This is a genomic window from Dysgonomonas sp. 511 (assembly GCF_010501105.1).
GTDB lineage: Bacteria > Bacteroidota > Bacteroidia > Bacteroidales > Dysgonomonadaceae > Dysgonomonas.
Window position 1 is genome coordinate 1 of the sequence record NZ_QVMQ01000019.1, and the last position, 18,543, is coordinate 18,543.

General features: G+C 42.9%; 18 protein-coding genes. 1 reads left to right on the plus strand and 17 read right to left on the minus strand.

What is annotated here, in order from left to right; translation table 11 throughout:
- Positions 1–141 precede the first annotated feature (141 nt).
- The 17 genes from D0T57_RS09670 to D0T57_RS09750 all read right to left on the minus strand — a co-directional run bounded on the left by D0T57_RS09670 (position 142) and on the right by D0T57_RS09750 (position 17,019).
- Positions 142–1,080, minus strand: coding sequence for a phospholipase A (locus tag D0T57_RS09670; RefSeq protein ID WP_368666915.1), 939 nt, complete (start codon positions 1,078–1,080; stop codon positions 142–144).
- Between the two features lie 90 nt (positions 1,081–1,170).
- Positions 1,171–1,650, minus strand: a complete 480-nt coding sequence (locus tag D0T57_RS09675) for a YkgJ family cysteine cluster protein (RefSeq protein ID WP_163273294.1) — start codon at positions 1,648–1,650, stop codon at positions 1,171–1,173.
- Positions 1,637–2,701: an asparaginase gene (locus D0T57_RS09680; RefSeq protein WP_163273295.1), complete on the minus strand. Its 1,065-nt coding sequence runs from the start codon at positions 2,699–2,701 to the stop codon at positions 1,637–1,639. The genes D0T57_RS09675 and D0T57_RS09680 overlap by 14 nt, the downstream gene beginning before the upstream one ends.
- 63 nt (positions 2,702–2,764) lie before the next feature.
- Positions 2,765–3,418, minus strand: coding sequence for a TatD family hydrolase (locus D0T57_RS09685; protein ID WP_163273296.1), 654 nt, complete (start codon positions 3,416–3,418; stop codon positions 2,765–2,767).
- Positions 3,419–3,506: 88 nt separating this feature from the next.
- Positions 3,507–4,070 (minus strand): GTP cyclohydrolase I FolE, encoded by a 564-nt coding sequence (gene folE / locus D0T57_RS09690; RefSeq protein WP_163273297.1) that lies wholly within the window; start codon positions 4,068–4,070, stop codon positions 3,507–3,509.
- 26 nt (positions 4,071–4,096) lie between these two features.
- Positions 4,097–4,600 carry an SPOR domain-containing protein gene (locus D0T57_RS09695; RefSeq protein WP_163273298.1) on the minus strand — a complete coding sequence of 168 codons (504 nt, stop codon included), beginning with the start codon at positions 4,598–4,600 and terminating at the stop codon, positions 4,097–4,099.
- Between the two features lie 63 nt (positions 4,601–4,663).
- Positions 4,664–5,410, minus strand: a complete 747-nt coding sequence (gene tpiA / locus D0T57_RS15860; protein ID WP_163273299.1) for a triose-phosphate isomerase — start codon at positions 5,408–5,410, stop codon at positions 4,664–4,666.
- Positions 5,411–5,452: 42 nt separating this feature from the next.
- Positions 5,453–6,778 (minus strand): BT_3928 family protein, encoded by a 1,326-nt coding sequence (locus D0T57_RS15865; protein WP_163273300.1) that lies wholly within the window; start codon positions 6,776–6,778, stop codon positions 5,453–5,455.
- 6 nt (positions 6,779–6,784) lie between these two features.
- Positions 6,785–7,339 (minus strand): DUF1599 domain-containing protein, encoded by a 555-nt coding sequence (locus D0T57_RS09710; RefSeq protein WP_163273301.1) that lies wholly within the window; start codon positions 7,337–7,339, stop codon positions 6,785–6,787.
- 105 nt (positions 7,340–7,444) lie between these two features.
- A complete protein-coding gene (locus D0T57_RS09715) occupies positions 7,445–8,974 on the minus strand; it encodes a hypothetical protein (RefSeq protein ID WP_163273302.1) in 1,530 nt (509 codons plus the stop codon).
- Positions 8,975–9,058: 84 nt separating this feature from the next.
- Positions 9,059–9,535, minus strand: a complete 477-nt coding sequence (locus D0T57_RS09720) for a gliding motility lipoprotein GldH (RefSeq protein ID WP_255490561.1) — start codon at positions 9,533–9,535, stop codon at positions 9,059–9,061.
- A complete protein-coding gene (locus D0T57_RS09725; protein ID WP_163273303.1) occupies positions 9,528–11,033 on the minus strand; it encodes a regulatory iron-sulfur-containing complex subunit RicT in 1,506 nt (501 codons plus the stop codon). The genes D0T57_RS09720 and D0T57_RS09725 overlap by 8 nt, the downstream gene beginning before the upstream one ends.
- Before the next feature lie 62 nt (positions 11,034–11,095).
- A complete protein-coding gene (locus D0T57_RS09730; RefSeq protein WP_163273304.1) occupies positions 11,096–12,220 on the minus strand; it encodes a DNA polymerase III subunit in 1,125 nt (374 codons plus the stop codon).
- 454 nt (positions 12,221–12,674) lie between these two features.
- Positions 12,675–13,625: a methylenetetrahydrofolate reductase gene (locus tag D0T57_RS09735; protein ID WP_163273305.1), complete on the minus strand. Its 951-nt coding sequence runs from the start codon at positions 13,623–13,625 to the stop codon at positions 12,675–12,677.
- Positions 13,626–13,636: 11 nt separating this feature from the next.
- Complete coding sequence (gene rseP, locus D0T57_RS09740; RefSeq protein WP_163273306.1) at positions 13,637–14,971, minus strand: RIP metalloprotease RseP; 1,335 nt, start codon at positions 14,969–14,971, stop codon at positions 13,637–13,639.
- 20 nt (positions 14,972–14,991) lie between these two features.
- The gene (locus tag D0T57_RS09745) at positions 14,992–16,140 is read right to left on the minus strand and encodes a 1-deoxy-D-xylulose-5-phosphate reductoisomerase (protein ID WP_163273307.1); all 1,149 of its coding nucleotides are present in this window, start codon (positions 16,138–16,140) and stop codon (positions 14,992–14,994) included.
- Between the two features lie 9 nt (positions 16,141–16,149).
- The gene (locus tag D0T57_RS09750) at positions 16,150–17,019 is read right to left on the minus strand and encodes a murein hydrolase activator EnvC (protein WP_163273308.1); all 870 of its coding nucleotides are present in this window, start codon (positions 17,017–17,019) and stop codon (positions 16,150–16,152) included.
- Positions 17,020–17,288: 269 nt separating this feature from the next.
- On the opposite strand from D0T57_RS09750, the gene D0T57_RS09755 reads away from it, so the two are divergent.
- Positions 17,289–18,482: a pyridoxal phosphate-dependent aminotransferase family protein gene (locus D0T57_RS09755; RefSeq protein WP_163273309.1), complete on the plus strand. Its 1,194-nt coding sequence runs from the start codon at positions 17,289–17,291 to the stop codon at positions 18,480–18,482.
- The last annotated feature ends 61 nt before the right edge of the window (positions 18,483–18,543 follow it).

Below are 18,543 nucleotides of genomic sequence, written 5' to 3' on the forward strand. Positions count from 1 at the left end.
GTTGTTCGCTCCAGTTCCAAAGCGGGTACAAAAGTAGAAAATCATTCCTTACAATACAAATTATTCACAATCTTTTTTTTGAAGTTTTTTAAGGGAAATTCGCAGCACACTATGGATTAGATGTTTACGAATCAAAAAAAATTAATGCATACTAAAGAAATCTGGCTTTATAACAATACCTAATCTCAAACGCTGCCTGTATTGTTTGTATTCGAGCATAGATTCTCCGTAACCATTATAATACTCGACAAACAAATATTGGTTGTCGTCGCTAAACAAACGGACGGCAAAGTTTGCTGTAACATTTGCATTAAGGTTGAACCCTCCTCTTTTGGTAACCAGACAACTGAATGTATATTTTCGTCTAGGGCCAGAATAGTCCATACCTATTTGCCCCCAACCTGCATATTTTACAATATTTTTGTTGTTCGTTCCATCTACGATGGGTATCCAAGCTTTGGAGTGAAGTGTCCAACGGTCGTTTAGTGTAAGGTTGGTGCCAAATGATATCTTATTCCAACTACGAGAGTCGTCACCGCCTTTTCCGTTCGACTCGTGTTCGAATTGTAGGGTTATTGTTCCCAAAAAGCGGTTGTGCCGTACTAAAGCCCGCCCAAGCCCGATGGTAGGGTTATAATTCAGGTCGCGAAAAGGGAAGGACTCTTTAAATACATCCCAAAATGCTTTTTGGGTATATGTCAGGAAAAAGTATGTTTTGAACGGCAATGTACTATTGGTAAGTTTCTGCCGGATGCTGACCTGAAATTTTGCATCGGAATTGTCGGATGTCGGTTTCTCGAACATATCTGTACCTACGACAAAGTAGTTATCTTTGTATATGCCGAAAGATGGCATAGCATCGAATTTATTGATCAGACTATCGGCATTGCTAAGTTGCTTGGAAGGGCCAAACATAGAGCCTACTATGACATCTGCCTGATGATCGAGAAATGCCCTTACCGGGCTGCCGACACTATCTTTCCTATGGTTTTCGCTATGTTTATTATGACGATGCTTCTTTCGATATTTCTCTTCATGTGTGTTCTGTGGAACAGTATCACCTTGTAATTCTACTCCCACACTTTTTTCTTCCTGTGCGTTTACTGCCGTTGAGAAAAAAATACCACAAATTATCAAACAATATAAATATTTCATATCCAAAATATATGTTTATTCGTCGAGTAACCGTAACAATACCTCGTAGGCTATCGGACAGGTTTCGGTATTTTTAACAGTAAGTTTGTATATTTGTTCAAACTTCTTTCTATCGGTATGTGGATATTCCCTGCACGCTTTTGGCCGATGCTCGTATATAGAGCAGTAATTGTCGGGCATAAGAAAGGGGCAAGGCATGGAGTTGAACACATAATCTCCATCTTCGTCTATTTTCAAATAAGTAGCAACTACATCCGATGGTTTCATCCTCAATGCCTTTGCAATGCGGTCGATATCTTTATCATAGATTGCAGGTCCCAGCGACCGGCAACAGTTTGCACACTGCAAGCAATCAACTTGCGAGGATACTTCTTCGTGCAGTTGCCTGACGACGGTATCCATTTTAGCTAAGCGTTTCTTATTCTTCTTATAATATTGCAAAAATAATGGTTTCGATTTATCCGCCATTATTTTCAGGTCTTTATATTTTTTCATTTACTTTGTCGTCTGTCCGCGTCATTTCTCCGACCAGAGGTACTCTCATCCTTATTTTTATCTCTTCTTTTTCGTATTTATGCCCTATCAGGAACATAAGTTTGGCTATTGCCGTTTCGAATGTGGCATCGCTACCACTTACAACTCCGGCTTTGAGCAGTTCCCTTCCTGTCTCGTAGCGTTGCATGTCTACCATCCCGATATTACATTGGGTTATGTTTACTACTATAACGCCTTTTTTTACGATTTCGCGTATCGCATCGATAAACCAGGGCGATAATGGAGCATTCCCCGAACCGTATGTTTCTAATATCAAGCCTTTTATATTTTTCATCGACAAGATGGATTCTACAACATGCTTATTGATGCCGGGGAATAGCTTCAAGGTAGCAATACGCGTATCGAGCCTGTAATGAAAAATGGTCTTCTTTTCGTAATCGGGTGTGCGGATAACCTTCCGGTCGTAGCGTATCTGTATGCCCGATTTGCCGAGATTGGGGTAATTGTATGACTTGAAAGCGTTGAAGTTTTCTGCATTCGCCTTCGTTGTACGGTTGCCACGCAGCAAATCGTTTTGGAACAGGATACAGACTTCGGGCACAATCGGATTTCCTACACTGTCTTTGTCGGCTGCTATTTCGAGGGCTGTAATCAGGTTTTCTTTGGCATCTGTCCTCAGCTTTCCTATCGGCAACTGCGCTCCGGTGAGCACGATTGGCTTATGCAGGTTTTCGATCATAAAGCTAAGAGCCGAAGCCGTGTACGACATTGTATCGGTACCATGCAGTATTACAAATCCATCGTACCTGTCGTAATTCCCTTCGATGGTACGGACGAGCATTTTCCAATGTTCGGGTGTCACCTCAGAGGAGTCTATTACAGGGTTGAACACGATATGGTCTACCTGAAATCTAAAACGTTGCAGTTCGGGTATATGGCTATTCAGATGGGCAAAGTCGAATGGTTCGAGCGAACCTGTTTCTATATTCTCTACCATCCCGATAGTTCCTCCCGTATATATCAATAAGATATGAGCATTCACATCAATCATAGGCTCCTTCTTTATTTATCAATTTGTAAAAATAAAGAAATTATTATTTAAAATAAACGCTTGTCAAGAAAAATCAAACATTTTGATAGCATTTTTGGCAGCCAACCCTACGAAAACACTCACATCTACACCCAAAACGTCAGACACCGAACTATAAATATTACAAATAGATACTTTCGAATTATCGGTTTCGCAAAACAATGAGTCTGAAGGAATATGCCTAACGGCATCCGCATTAAACTTCTCTCCTACAGAAAACTTAAATCCAAACTGTACCAGTTGCCTTGCCTGTTCTGCATTACCCCTATACCCATGTAGAATCCAGGGTGTATGCGATTTATATGCCTTATGCAAAGCAATAAGTTCGTCCCAAGCTTTTACGCAGTGTATAATCATAGGCTTATCGAAGCGGATAGAAAGGTCTATTTGCTTTCTGAATATATCGGTTTGCATTTGCATATCGCCACCTTTCAGTTTGTCCAGCCCGGCTTCGCCTACTGCTACTACTTTCTTTTGTGTAAGTATCGAGGTTAGTTGTGCCAACTTTTCTTCTGCATTGCCGGAATACCAAGGATGTATGCCGCACGAATACCATGAATTGGGGTTTTGCGCCCTCACCGCTTCAAACGTCTCAGGATATGTATTTAATATACGACGGACATCCTGCCCTTCGCCTCGGAGGCAAGTATTGTGAGTATGTATATCGTAATAAAGCATAGCGGTTACTGATTCTTAAAACTTAAAAAGCGAGGCCGTTCTTTTTTTCAGACGTGGCCCCGCAGCATTTCTTTATATTACAGAAGAACTATCGTATAAGGTTGATAAATTCTTCGCGGGTTTTTGCCTGGTTAAATACTCCGGTAAAATCGGAGGTGGTCGTCGTAGAGTTTTGCTTTTCCACTCCACGCATCTGCATACACATATGCTGCGCTTCTATAACAACCATTACACCCAAAGGGTTGAGCGTTTTCTGAATACATTCCTTTATTTGCAAGGTCATCCTTTCCTGCACTTGCAGCCTGCGGGCAAATACATCTACAACACGCGCTATCTTGCTCAGCCCTGTTATATATCCATCGGGAATATATGCGACATGAGCCTTGCCCCAGAATGGCAACATATGATGCTCGCAAAGCGAATAAAAGTCAATATCCTTTACGATCACCATCTGGCGGTAGTCTTCTTTGAATAGAGCTTTGTTGAGTATTTCGCGAGGGTCTTCCTGATAACCTTTCGTAAGGAATTGCATAGCCTTGGCCACACGCACAGGAGTATCGAGCAGCCCTTCTCTTCCGGCGTCTTCTCCCAGAAGGTTTATTACATCTTTGTAGTGAGTCGCTAACAGTTCTGTTTTCTGTTCTTCTTGCATTGTGAAGATTTATTTATCCGGTAAAATTATTCAACGACACGCTTTACGACATCGGAGACAACATACATCTCGCGTCCCAAAGAGGGTAATTTCTTTTTCATCTCTTTCAGTACCGTTTCGGCGTCTTCCTTCTTTACGAAGTTGCCCACACGCAAACGCCAGACTGGAGACTGGAAGTTGACAACAGCTTCCAATTCGGGAAAAGCTGAACGTACCTGTGCTTTCTTCGATTCGGCTTCTCTTTTGGAGCGTTGCTGATTGTTACCGGAAAAAACCTGTATTTTGAATCCTTTTACTTTTACATATTCGGCATTAGGGTCTACATATCCTAATTTTTTAGTTGTATCTATCTCCTGACGGATGCCAAGTATCTTGTCGATGGTTTCGTCTTGCATGACGGTTATCCGGCCTTGTCCTGCCTTGCGGGAATTAAGGTCTTCTATTATTGTACGATGCCCGTCCTGCGCTATGCATGGCAACGATAAAAAACAGATACAAAATGAAGTAAGGAATAAAAAATAGGTTTTCATATATTATAGATAAAATAATTACGGGAATCTGCACGGGACTCCCGTAATATGTAGTGTGTGATATTAAAATCCTTCGATAACAGGAATAAACTTCTCAACATCGAGAGAAGCACCACCAATAAGTCCGCCGTCGATGTCAGGACAAGCAAACAGTTCTTTCGCATTGCCTCCGTTGGCGCTACCTCCGTAAAGGATAGATGTGTTGTCAGCCACTTCGTTATTGTATTTTGCAGCAATCGTTTTGCGGATGTAAGCGTGCATTTCCTGTGCTTGTTCCGATGTTGCAGTAAGGCCTGTACCTATAGCCCAAACCGGCTCGTAAGCGATTACTATTTTAGCGAAATCTTCGGCCGAAAGATCGAAAAGGGCTTTTTCCACTTGTGTTTTCACTACATCGAAGTGTATGTTTTTTTCTCTTTCTTCTTTTGTTTCTCCGATACAGAAAATAGGAGTAAGCCCGTTAGCCAAAGCCAACAATACTTTTTCTTTCAGTATTGCATCTGTTTCGCCATAGTATGTACGACGCTCAGAGTGGCCTAGTATAACATATTTGGCACCTGTAGAAGCCACCATTGCAGCCGATATTTCTCCTGTATATGCACCAGATGCTTTGTCAGCACAGTTTTGCGCAGCTACGCCCAACTTTGTAGAAGATGCTATGCTAGCCAAATGGATAAATGGAGTTCCTATAACAACATCACATTTCAGTTCCTTGCCGGCAAGAGCAGCTTCAAGTTCTTTTGCAAAAGCCACACCTTCCTGAAGGTTCTTGTTCATTTTCCAGTTTCCTGCTACAATGTTTTTTCTCATAATTCTAATTCTTGTTGTTTATTAAATATATTAGTCAAAGTTTTACTCAATTATGCCCGTCGGTTGTTCTTCTTCCTTCCTGCGCCTGTACACCAGAAAATCGAATCCCTTGAGGCTCAACAGTGGGATCAAAAATATAGCACATATATAGAGAAGATTATCCCTGTCTCGTTCTTTTGCATCGACCAGCCGACCGTACTCTAATTGGGATAAAGGTGCTGTCAGGCTACTTTCTACAGGAACATCTATATCTGCCCATTTGTTGACCACTGTTCCATTTTTTAACAAGACAAGTCCCGGGTTGGTACGTATTATCGTTTTCAGTGTGCGCTCGTCCATCGAACAGAATGTGAAGTTTATGGCATTATCGCCCGACCATTTCACAATTTCATCCTTTGGCGAACCTGTAATGCAATAAAATTTATATCCATAGTCGCTGGCATAGTTCTCCACATCTTCGAAACTACCGAGATAGGACGCACTCATATGATCCAACAACGGGCTAATCATCAGGAAGACATAACTGGTATCAGACAATACTTCTTGCGTAATATCTGCCTGACCTATTATTTCCGTCCTCCGTGAGTCGAAGTCCAGCCTATTAATTGCGAAATCCTTGATAGGCGACTCTACTCCCTCGTTCAGCACTTTGGTATCCATCCTTACGAATACCCACGTACTGTCTTCCCAAGGATAATTGTCTTCGGTAAATTCTTTCTCCACCCCATCTTTAGCATATACAAGTGTAGAGACTTCGTGCCGCCCTTCGCCTTCGTTCACATCCATCAGTTCAGGCAGGTTAGCTCCTATTTTATACGGACGGAAATCGAAAAGCGGATTATACAGGTAGTTGCGGAAAACGAAAAAGCCTATAAATATAAAGATGTATAGGAATGCAAGCCAATAGGTCTTACCTGTAAAAAGATTGGTAATACGCTCGCAATATATACAAGCCATAACAGAACAAGCCAACAATACTATATTCTTGAAGAAAGTCTGCCAGTTGGTAATAATAACGGCATCGCCAAAACACCCGCAGTCGTCCACAGGATCGGCTATTGCCAGATAGAATGTGAGCAGGGTCATAAACACCATCATGGCAAGCATCAGGCGGGAGTTCCACCTGCGGTAAAGCCCAAACAGCATGCAAGCACCCATCGCAAACTCGGCTATGCACAGTCCGGCTGAGATAGGAAACGCAAGTATTGACAGCGAGGGAACGCCAAATGCTGCAAAATAATCTTCTATCTTGTATGCAAAGCCAAACGGATCGACCGCCTTCACGAAGCCTGAAAAAATAAAAGTCGCCCCCAGTACTACTCTGGAAATTTCTACAAGCACTTTTATTAGAGTATCCTTTTTGTTCATTCGCTCTTAACCCCTTTCTTTATCGGGAAATTCCAGTTTTATAAGTCCGAATAGTGAATAATTAATCATATCCTTGTAATTGGCGTCTATACCTTCGGATACGATTGTTTTCCCTTCATTTTCTTCTATTTGTTTTGTGCGATATATCTTTGTGAGTATAAGATCGGTGTAGGAGCTTATACGCATCGAACGCCAAGCCTCGTCGTAATCGTGGTTTTTTGCATACATCAGTTCCTTGGTATCTGTCATATGCTTATCGTACAAGGCTAAGACTTGCTCTTCGTTTAAGTCTATGCTATCGGAATAACCGAGTTCCAGCTGTATAAGCCCGATGATACCGTAATTGACAATGCCTATAAATTCGGAAGCGATGCCTTCGTTGATAAGGCTCACCCCTTTTTCTTCGATACTGCGAATGCGCTTTGCTTTAATAAGTATCTGGTCGGTAACCGATTGCGGCCTAAGGATACGCCACGAAGCACCATAGTCTTTAAGCTTCTTGGCGAAAAGACCACGGCATATTGCAATCACATGTTCAAACTGCTGCTTGGTATCTGCCATGCCAATATATTTGTTTTTTATGACTTACAAAGGTATGAAAAATTGTTTAATGACTAATAGGCTCTATTATGCTTTTAGCTTAAAAACAGAATAATTCAATAAACCTTAAAAACAGAAAGACAACCCTACGTTGACGGCGCTGTTTCCAAAGCTGCTTTTCACTTTATTCCCTATAGAATACGGAGAATACTGATACTCGGCAAAACAGCCCACTTTTTTATAGCGCAAGACGGCTCCGCCATATACGCCAAATGTTTCCACAAAATAGAAAGGCGATTCTTCTTCGTCATCACCTTCTTTCCTGAGGTTAGTTCGCAATCCGTTAAAACCAAAGGTGAGATATGGTGTAAGGAATACATCGGGTGCTAACATTTTCTGGTAGCGCCACCTGAGGTTCATACCAAAAATTGCCCTGGCCTTGGCTACATCATAAAATTCGTCGTGCCGGTAATAGTCGAAAGGCTTGGAACTGACAGGAAAGGTCATCTGCAATCCTATATCAAAAGCCATAGTCGCATTATTGAAAGGTACTCCTACGAAGAAACCAACTGTAGGAGCCACCTCAAATATCTTGTTTAGTTTACCTAGGGGCAGCGACGTTCCGACTCTTACTTCCCATATATTGATCAACAGCTTAGATTCTGCTTCCTCTTCCTCTGTTAACAGCGTAAATCCTGCGTTCCTGTTCCCTATAGTTTCTAGTTGTTCATACTCGGGTATGTCGAAAGCATTATGCGCCGATTCGGGCAATTGAGGAATGCTCATTACCTGCTGCAACAGTGGCGACAACCTGTAGTCGTTGCGATTATATCCGTAGTTGCTCAACACACAACTCATGTACCGCCCTCTTACTTCCTGCACTATGTAGTAAACGATAAGGCTTCTGGCGGCACTGGCAGCAATTTCATATTTCTCCTCCTGCTGGTAAGCTACGCGGTAAGCCAAGGATGGTATCCCTTCGAACATGATATCGAGAGGTCCCTCATCCAACACTACAACATCTTTGCCATCGGCATTGGCGGCTATGCGGTTGTTTATATCCTGATTGGCGGCTTCGAACGAGGTGTGTTCCGACCAGCTTATCTGCCCTCCCATACAATAGACATTGTGAGCACTGCGCCACAAACAAGCATTACCCAGATGGATAGTCCTGCCTGCAAACTGAATGGAATCGGCTCTGAGATCGGTTATATAATCATCTATTTTCCCATCCAGATATATCTGTACAATAGCTTGTTCCAACTGCGGATTACGCTGGTTCAGGGTTTGAAAGATAATAGTAGTGATTCCCTTTTCCGGCTCGCTTATCAGATAGCCTTTCATATTGAATGTTGTGTTAGGCCGGTCTTCCCGCCTTGCTATAGCTTCAAAGGCTTTGTTGGGCACATCCAGTGTGGAATCGGAATAGTTGGCTAAAACATCCTTGATATTATATTTCTTCTTAAGTTGAGCCAATACTTTGTCATCGTCCATATTTCCTTTCATACCGGAAATAATGATTTCATAGCCACCTGCCTCTAATACAACACCCCCTCTTCGGTCTCTCAATCCCTGGATATCGGGTAAAGTATAATCCTGCGAAAACAAAGGTAATGACAGAAATAGAAAAACAAGGGTAAATGTTAGTTTATTCATAATATCGATTGCTAAAGTAATTGTCTAAATATAAAACTCCCCTGATAATGGAAAATCCGGCTAAGTGACAATAAGAAAAACCAATCAATTATTGCCTTTACATATTTTCAACCCTACTTTCTCGATGCCAATAAGAGGTTCGTCGCGCATAGCATGTTCCACCTTGATCCGGTAATTGTGCCTTTCCCTGAAAACTATCTTGCCCAAAGGCAGCGACTTCTGGTAAGTAGAACCAAAGCCGGAACCAAGCCATTTGCCAAACTCGTCTGTCAAAAGGAATCCTTCGGGTGGAAGATAATATGCAAAATCGTCACCCAGGTCATGCTGAACAAAGAAATGAATGTTCTGGTAAGGATAGTTGGTATTATTTACCAACTCCAACGATACTGCATACGGGATATTCAACTCGAAAGAGGTTGAATCTACATCGAAGAACAAAGTATCTTTCTGCTTCCATTCCTGCTTATCCAGCTCGTAGAAATTATAATATATTTCCCCCTTCTGGCAAGAGAAGAAAAGCGCTGCGATCAGCAAGGTCAATATATTAAGCCGTCTATTCATTTGTGTTTTTCTGGTTACCTGCATTCTGGTCGCGATCCCGGTTATTCCGGTTACGGTTGTTGCGATAATGCTGCTTTTTATTCGATCTCTGATTATTGTTTTGTGCAGGTTGTTCTGCCTTGCCGGCGGGCTGAGACTGAGGTTTGGCATCGGTATTGGCCTGGGGCTTTTTCAACTGCTTGTTGTTATTGCCTTGCTTGTTATTATCGCCGCTACCATCTTGCTTGTTCTTTGCAAACTTTTTACGGTTGCCTCTGTCGCGGTTATTATTGGAACTGTTGTCGAAACGAGTTATATTTTCCTGCAATATATCGTATGAAGCCGGCTTTTCGTTTTGCTCCTGCTCTTCGGATACAAGGTGCAAAGGTTTATCGCCACGCTTATTAGTCCTTATTACATCATACACCCTGTCTTTAGAGAGAGTCACTAGATTGGCGGCAAAGTTCTTGTCGGTGGAATAAGTCATCATGCCGGATAGCACATCCGTCTTGAAATGATAGTAGGAAGCATCTTTCGTTTCCAGCACCACATCGCGCGAAGGCAACTTGCGTTGGGCTTCCACATAAGTATCTACTTCGAAGTTTAAGCAGCATTTCAGTTTTCCGCATTGCCCTGCCAACTTTTGCGGGTTCAACGGGATATCCTGCAAACGGGCAGCCGATGTAGACACCGATATAAAGTTAGACATAGAGCTTGAGCAGCAAAGTTCGCGCCCACAAGGCCCGATACCACCTACCCTTCCGGCTTCCTGACGTGCTCCGATCTGCTTCATTTCTATTTTTACACGAAACTCGGAAGCATATACCTTGATCAACTGACGAAAATCGACGCGTTCGTCTGCAATATAATAAAATATAGCCTTGTTGCCATCGCCCTGATATTCCACATCGCTTATTTTCATATTCAGGTTGAGCTCTTCTGCTATTTCGCGGGCACGGAGCATCGTCTTATGCTCTTTGGCCCGGGCTTCGTCCCATTTTTCTATATCGTTGGGTTTTGCAGTCCTGTAGATGCGCTTAGTCTCGCCCCGGTAGTTATTTTTAAGCATTTGCAGATCTACGAGTTTGCCAGTAAGGGTAACCTCGCCGATGTCGTGACCGGGAGTAGCTTCTACGGCTACAATATCACCCTTGTACAACTCCAGATTATTACTATTCAGATAATAGCCTTTTCGTGTGTTTTTGAACTGCACTTCTACCATCTTTGAGGTATTCATCAGCTCCGGCATGTCTTCGAGCCAGTTGTAAACTTCCAGTTTGTGAGTACCATTGCAGCATCCTCCTGTCGTGCATCTTTCGCAATCGCCTTTAGCCGCCTTTTCTACCGTTTTCTCTTTGCCGGCATCTTTATTGACTACAGTTTTCCGGCTCTCCTGATTGTCTTCTGCATTTTCTACAGTCTCGTTATCAACCTTGCCACAAGTGCAGCCGATAAGTGTTTTGCAAGTGCCCTGACAACCGATAGGCAATGATGTATTTTGGTTTTGATCTGATTCCATTATGTTATATTTATCAAGTTCTTGAAAAACAAAGCCCCTTTAACGGCTTTGTGGGTCTATATTTATTGCTTAATCAACATTGTTATTTTGAGGCAAAGATCGAAAAACACCATCTTTGCATTTACATTCTGTTCGATATGCCGTTCGGCCAACGCCAGTTCGTCCATCAGTCCGAAAATATTCTTTTCGTTGACAAAAGGGGCAAACCTTACGCCGAAATTGGCTTCATCCTGCGCCAGATAAATCATATCAGGCTGTTGCAAATTGCTTATAAAATATTCCCTCACCATACGCTGGCAATAAGCAAGGAAGCTCTTCTGATTTTCGCGTCCTATGCCACCCAGTTCGTTGCCGATAGCTTTTATCTGTTTGATATTGCGGGCATAGGATGCGCGCATCATCTGGATGAAAAGGTCGAAAAAGAACTTATGCTCTTCGTTCAGGCTGATGGTTTCGAGGGCTTTTAAGTAACTGCCATTTGATAGATGTGCTACATTTGCTGCATCTTCGCGGCTAATGTTATAGCCCGATTGCAGAGCGCCCACAATATCGTCTTCTTCTATGCCATGTATATTTATCCGCTGGCAACGCGACTGTATTGTAGTAATTATATGGTCGGGCATATCGGATACCAACAAGAACAATGTATTGTCGGTAGGCTCTTCTATTATCTTCAACAGTTTGTTGGCGCACGATTCGTGCATCTTTTCCGGAAGCCATATCATCATCACCTTGTATTTGGCTTCGTAGATACGCAGGTTCAGCTTACGTATAATCTCCTCGCTCTCCTTAGCATAAATCAACCCCTGAGAATTTTCGGCATCAATAAAACCAAGCCACTGGCTAAGATTGAAATAGCTGCTACGTTTTACAAATTCGCGCCATTCGCTGATATAGTCGTCGCAAACGTCCTTCTTCTTCGCCGCTTTCTTTACAATAGGGAATACGAAGTGTAAGTCGGGATGCGCCAGATTGTTGTATTTGCTACACGAAGGACATATGCCGCACGAGTCGCTTTCGGTAGGGTTTTCACAGTTGAGATATTGGGCATAGGCCAGTGCCAAAGGAAATTTACCGATCCCCTCTGGCCCGCAAAAAAGCTGTGCATGGGGAATAAATCCCTCACGGGCTGTACGTACCAGCCGCTCTTTCACCTCCTGTTGTCCTATTATATCTCTAAATAACATTGTTTATAATTTAGCTACAAGTCCTTATTCCGGTCGTTGGTTGAGAAAGTAACAAAAGTAACACTTTTTCACAGTACATGACAAAAAAATGATATTCTCTCGAGAGCCTGTAGGGGCGAATTATCATTCGCCCGACACAACCGACTGGCGAATGATAATTCGCCCCTAATAATTTTAATTTTTGTCATGTACTATGCACTTTTTTCCGTTTTCCTCATTGTTACTTTTTCTTTAGATACAAGTAAACAAGATACAAGGCACAAGTTCATGTTTTATCAGAAACCGACTCGTTAACTCGTCTACTGGTATCTTGTATCTTCCTAAAAAGTAACACATGTAACACTTTTTTGCTATTTTCTCATTGTTACTTTTTCTCCCGTTTTAGCTTCGCTCTACTCCCATCCCTTTGGATGGGTTGGAAGAGATGTAGAAGGCTTATATAGATAAAGTTTTATCAATATATTGCACTCGCTATTTTAGCCACACTATCGGTAGCCATCAGCGAATAAAAGTGCAGGCTAGGCACACCATGCGCAATGAGTTCCTTACATTGTTTTATACCCCATTCCACTCCTACTATCTTAGCCTCGTCGTCGGTCTTGCATTTGCGCAACTCCGCCGCCAGTTCGTCCGGTATGCTCGAACGGAAAATGCGCGGCAATACTTCCAGTTGGTTCATCAATACGATAGGCTTCACTCCGGGTATGATGGGCTGGGTTATTCCCTCTTTGCGGCATTTGTCGACGAACGAGAAGTATTTCTCGTTGTCGAAAAACATCTGGGTCACAAAATATTCTGCTCCCGCCTCCGCTTTTTTCTTCATATAGTGAATATCCGACTCCATACTCGGCGCATCTTCATGTACTTCGGGATAACATGCCATGCCGTAGCTGAAAGGCGTTGCATTCTTCTCGAAACGAGAACCGTCTTGCCACACTCCCTGGTTGAAATCGTTGACCTGAGCCTGCAAGTCGGTTGCATACTCGTTGCGGTTAGGATATATCTGTTCGGGCGACAAGCGTTTGGTATCTCCCTGTAGCAACAACAGGTTGTGAACATGCAGGAAGTTCAAGTCGATCAGGGCGTATTCGGTTTCTTCCCTCGAAAATCCCTTGCAGATAATATGGGGAACGGCTGTCACCCCATACTTGTATTGTATGCTGGCTGCTATAGCCACCGAACCCGGACGCTTGCGTATATTCGCCCTCTGCAACGATCCATCGGGCATCTGCTGGTCTATATATTCGCTATGGTGGGTAGTGATATTTATATATTTAGGGTCGAATTCTATAAGCCTGTCAATTATACTGTACACCTTTTCGATATCGTTGCCCTTCAATGGGGGCAATATCTCGAAAGAAAAAGCTGTTTTCTTATTTTTGTTTATTAAATCCGCTACTGTCATCTGTGCTTTATTTAAAAGAAAATCCTGATTATATCATTCCCGTTGGCTACTATAAGCAGCAATAATATAAACAACATACCCACTATTTGCGCATGCTCCATAAATTTCTCGTTTGGTTTGCGCCTTGCAATCACTTCGTAGAGCAGGAACATGATATGTCCTCCGTCGAGTGCCGGTATAGGCAGGATATTCATAAATGCCAATATAATGGAAAGAAAGGCTGTCATAGACCAGAATGCGTGCCAGTCCCACATCGGAGGAAACATATTGCCGATACCTGCAAAGCCACTAAGGCTACGCACCCCTTTCGACGAAAACACAAAACGTATCTGGGCTACATACCCTTTCAATGTCTCTACCCCAAGTACTGCCCCGGCGGGTATTGCCTGCAACAATCCGTAAGAATCTTCTTTTATGTCGTAAATCGGTTTCTTCGAGCCAATGCCGATAGTCAGTTCGTCGCTCACTAATACTTTAGCATCTACTGCTGTCGTGTCGCGCATATACGACACGGTTATTTCCTTACCTTTATTTTCTTCCTGAGATATTGCTGCTACGGCATCTATCCACGAGAAGACTTTCTTTCCATTGATTGCCGTAATACTGTCGCCCTTCTGCAAACCGGCTCCTTTTGCCGATGCAAATACCGAATCGATAACGGTAGGCATCCAGAAATAATACGGAGGAGTGGGATCGCCCGACTGTACTACTTCTTCGGCAAAATTATCAGGCATTGTTAATGTCACTTCTTTTCCATCGCGCAATACAACAACTTCTCCGGCATCGAGAAACTGCATATAAGTATTCATATTAAGTATGCCGGAACGGAAATTCATATCCTTGCCGTCGATGCTGAGAATAATATCTTTGTCCTGATAGCCTCCCAGTTCTTTCGCCGTTTTCGAATATGCCATCCCGTCTTGAGCTGTCTTGACAGGTATGTACGAATCGCCCCACGAAAATAGTATCATCCCGTAAATGATAATTGCCAGGATAAAGTTGAACAATACGCCCCCTACCATCACCAGCAACCTTTGCCATGCGGGCTTGGAACGGAACTCCCACGGTTGAGGTGGCTGTGCCATCTGCTCGCGATCCATCGACTCGTCTATCATTCCCGATATCTTTACATATCCGCCAAGCGGCAACCAACCGATACCATATTCGGTGTCGCTGTTTTTAGGCTTGAACTTAAACAGGGAAAACCAAGGATCGAAAAAGAGGTAGAACTTCTCAACCCTTATCTTGAATATACGGGCAAAGAGGAAATGTCCGAACTCGTGAACGATAACCAATATAGATAAACTGAAGATTAACTGTAACGCTTTTATTAAGATTGTTTCCATTAACAGATTGTTGTATATATTTATTTAATCAAGTCTTGTGCGATAAGCCGCGCTTCCATATCGGACTGTACATAATCTTCGTAAACAGGAGACAGTACGAAGCTGGCTTTTTGCATTGTTTTTTCTATTACATCGCTCATCGCGGGAAAACTAACTTTATCCTGCAAAAATGCCGCCACAGCTATTTCGTTCGCTGCATTCATTATGCAAGCCATATTTCCTTTCTGACGTGCAGCTTCGTAAGCAAACGCAAGATTGCGGAAACGGGTGGTATCGGGCTGCTCGAATGTCATCGTCCCCAGTTTGAAGAAATCGAGACGTTCGAAGTCCGACTTCAACCGTTTAGGGTACGACAAAGCATACTGTATCGGCAGGTGCATATCGGGCAAACCCAGCTGGGCTATGATAGACGAATCTTCGAACTGCACCATAGAGTGAATGATGGATTGCGGATGTACGACAACCTCTATCTTATCAGGTTCTATGCCAAACAGCCATTTAGCTTCTATCATTTCAAGCCCCTTGTTCATCAGTGACGCAGAGTCTATGGTAACCTTTGCGCCCATATCCCAATTGGGATGCTTAAGGGCTTCAGCTTTTGTCACCTGAGCCAACTGTTCGGCTGAGTGCTTGCGGAAAGGCCCGCCCGAAGCGGTAAGTATTATTTTTTCTACCGGATTTTGCTCACCTGTCAGGCATTGAAATATAGCTGAATGTTCGGAATCGACAGGCAAGATAGGTACTTTGTGTTCTATAGCCAAGGCTGTAATCAATTCGCCTGCTACAACAAGGGTTTCTTTATTGGCCAGCGCAATGGCTTTTCCTGCCTTAATGGCGTTTATTGTAGGCTTCAATCCCGAATAGCCAACCATCGCCGTAAGCACCATGTTTATAGGCTCGCTCTCTACTACCTGGGCAATAGAATCGCTGCCCGCCCATACCTTGATAGGATATTCGCGTAAAGCATCTTTGAGTTTGCCATACTTATCCTCGTTTGCTATAACAACAACTTCGGGCTGGAACTCTACAGCCTGCCTGATGAGCAAGTCTACATTTTCGTTAGCTGTGAGCGCATATATTTCGAAGGCTTCGGGATGCTGACGCACTATGTCGAGTGCCTGTGTACCTATTGATCCCGTTGAGCCTAAAATTGCAATATTTCGTTTCATTATTCTTTTTTAAAAAGATATATAGTTTTCGGGATTTACAGCACTACCTCTGTACCATAGTTCGAAGCCGAGCTGTTGCCCTTGCGAACCGTCGCCCTTATCTTCTATTATGGCTATTGCCTCTCCCGTACGCACTTTGTCGCCCGCTTGTTTGAGCAACATAGAGACATTGCTATACACCGAGATAAAACCGTTCTTATGCTGTATCTGTATCGAATAACCGGCATTTATATCATATCCGGCAAACATAACCGCCCCTTCCAAAGCAGCCAGCACGGTTTCTTTTCCGGCAGTTTTCACCATTATGCCAAATTGTTTTTTCAGAGGGTCGAATTTGTTTGCTACAATTCCTTTTACCGGCTTGAAGAAGACCAACCCATCCATCGGGTTCGAGCCGTCTAAAGGCAATACCGACAAATTATATTTTTCCTCCTCTTCGTATTGTTTCACAAACCGTTTCTCCGATTTGGTCTTCTGCAAAGCAGGATCGTCGGCCGAAACGGATATCGTGTCTATCATCTTCACAGAATCTATCTGCCTTTTTCCTTCAAATACATCTTTCATATTCCGGATATAGGCCTCCTGGTAGTCGATCTCCTTCTCCAGCGAGTCGGACCTCATGGCTGCCCTCAGTGCATTCTCCCTGATTTCGGCATCCATATATCCCGGAAGATAGTAACGGATCGGCGTGGCAATAATGATTACGGAAGTAACGGTTATCAGCAGGAAAGCAAAAACCAACAACAGCACCGCCCCTGTGAATATGGAAGCCTTGATAGTCCAAACCTCCTCCAGGGTATTTTCATTCATTACCGAAAGTCTGTATTTGAAACGCAAGCGTTTCCAAAGATCATGTTTGTTTTTTTTATTTTTCACCATGCAGGTTTATCAACATCTAATGTCAGGCTTTATTACCCCTTAGTCTTTTTGTACAATATACCAAACTACAAATTTAGAAAAAAACAGCCAACTTAGACAGTATGGCAGGAAAGAAAACATTAAAATATCCTTTTTGAAATTATTTACACAAAAAAAGTCTTCTTTCTGGTTTTTTTTAGCTATTTTTGCAACCTGCGTTTTATGGGGTAAATCAAGTAGATAGAGCCCAAAATGCGGTAAAAAACCTTTATTTTGTTATAAAACCAAATATGAATTTATTAACTGATAAGTTGTATCGGTATGATGCGGCCAGAAACACAAGGGCGGCAGGAATCTACCCCTATTTCAGACAAATACAAAGCGACCAGGACACTGAAGTTGTCATCAATGGCAAGAAAGTATTAATGTTCGGCTCGAATGCCTATCTGGGGCTGACCAATCACCCTAAAGTAAAAGAAGCTTCTATTGAAGCTACAAAAAAATACGGAACAGGTATGGCCGGTTCGCGTTTTTTGAATGGTACTTTGGATATCCACATCGAACTGGAGAAAAAACTTGCAGAATTTGTAGGAAAAGAAGACGCCATCGTTTACTCTACCGGGTTTAATGTCAATCAGGGAGTACTGTCTTGCGTTACCGGACGAGAAGATTACATATTGTGGGACGAACTCGACCATGCTTCCATCATCGAAGGATGCAGGGTTTCGTTCTCTACAAAGCTAAAGTTCAAGCACAACGACATGGCTTCGCTGGAAAAACAACTCCAGAAATGCGAGCCCGACAAGGTGAAACTTATTGTAGTAGACGGTGTATTCAGCATGGAAGGCGACGTTGCTAAACTGCCTGAAATAGTTGAACTTTCGAAAAAATACAATGCCAATGTTATGGTAGACGAGGCTCACAGCCTTGGCGTGCTTGGCAAAAACTATAGCGGTAAAGGATTGGTAGAACAATGCGGACTGGTAGACGATGTAGACCTGATAATGGGTACATTCAGTAAATCGCTGGCTTCTATCGGCGGATTTATTGCCGGAAATGAAACTATACTCGACTATCTGCGCCACAACTCTCGCGCATATATATTCACAGCAAGTGCCACCCCGGGAGCTACAGCTGCAGCTAGTGCTGCTTTGGACATACTGAAAGCCGAACCCGAAAGAATAAAGCACCTTTGGGATATAACCCACTATGCACTGGATGGATTCCGCGATATGGGTTGCGAAATAGGCCACACTTCTACACCTATCATCCCGCTATTTATCAGGGACAATGAAAAGACATTCTTGATTACCAAAATGCTTTTCGAAGAAGGCGTATTTGTAAATCCGGTGGTATCTCCGGCAGTTGCCCCATCAGATACATTGATCAGATTCTCGCTAATGGCTACACATACCAAAGAGCAGGTTGATGCCGCATTGCTAAGAATAGAAAGAGTATTCAAAAAGGTGGGAGCTCTTGTTTAGAATACAATAGGGCACAACAAACATTTTTTTGAAAAATAATAAAAAAGACCCTCTGCCCGTT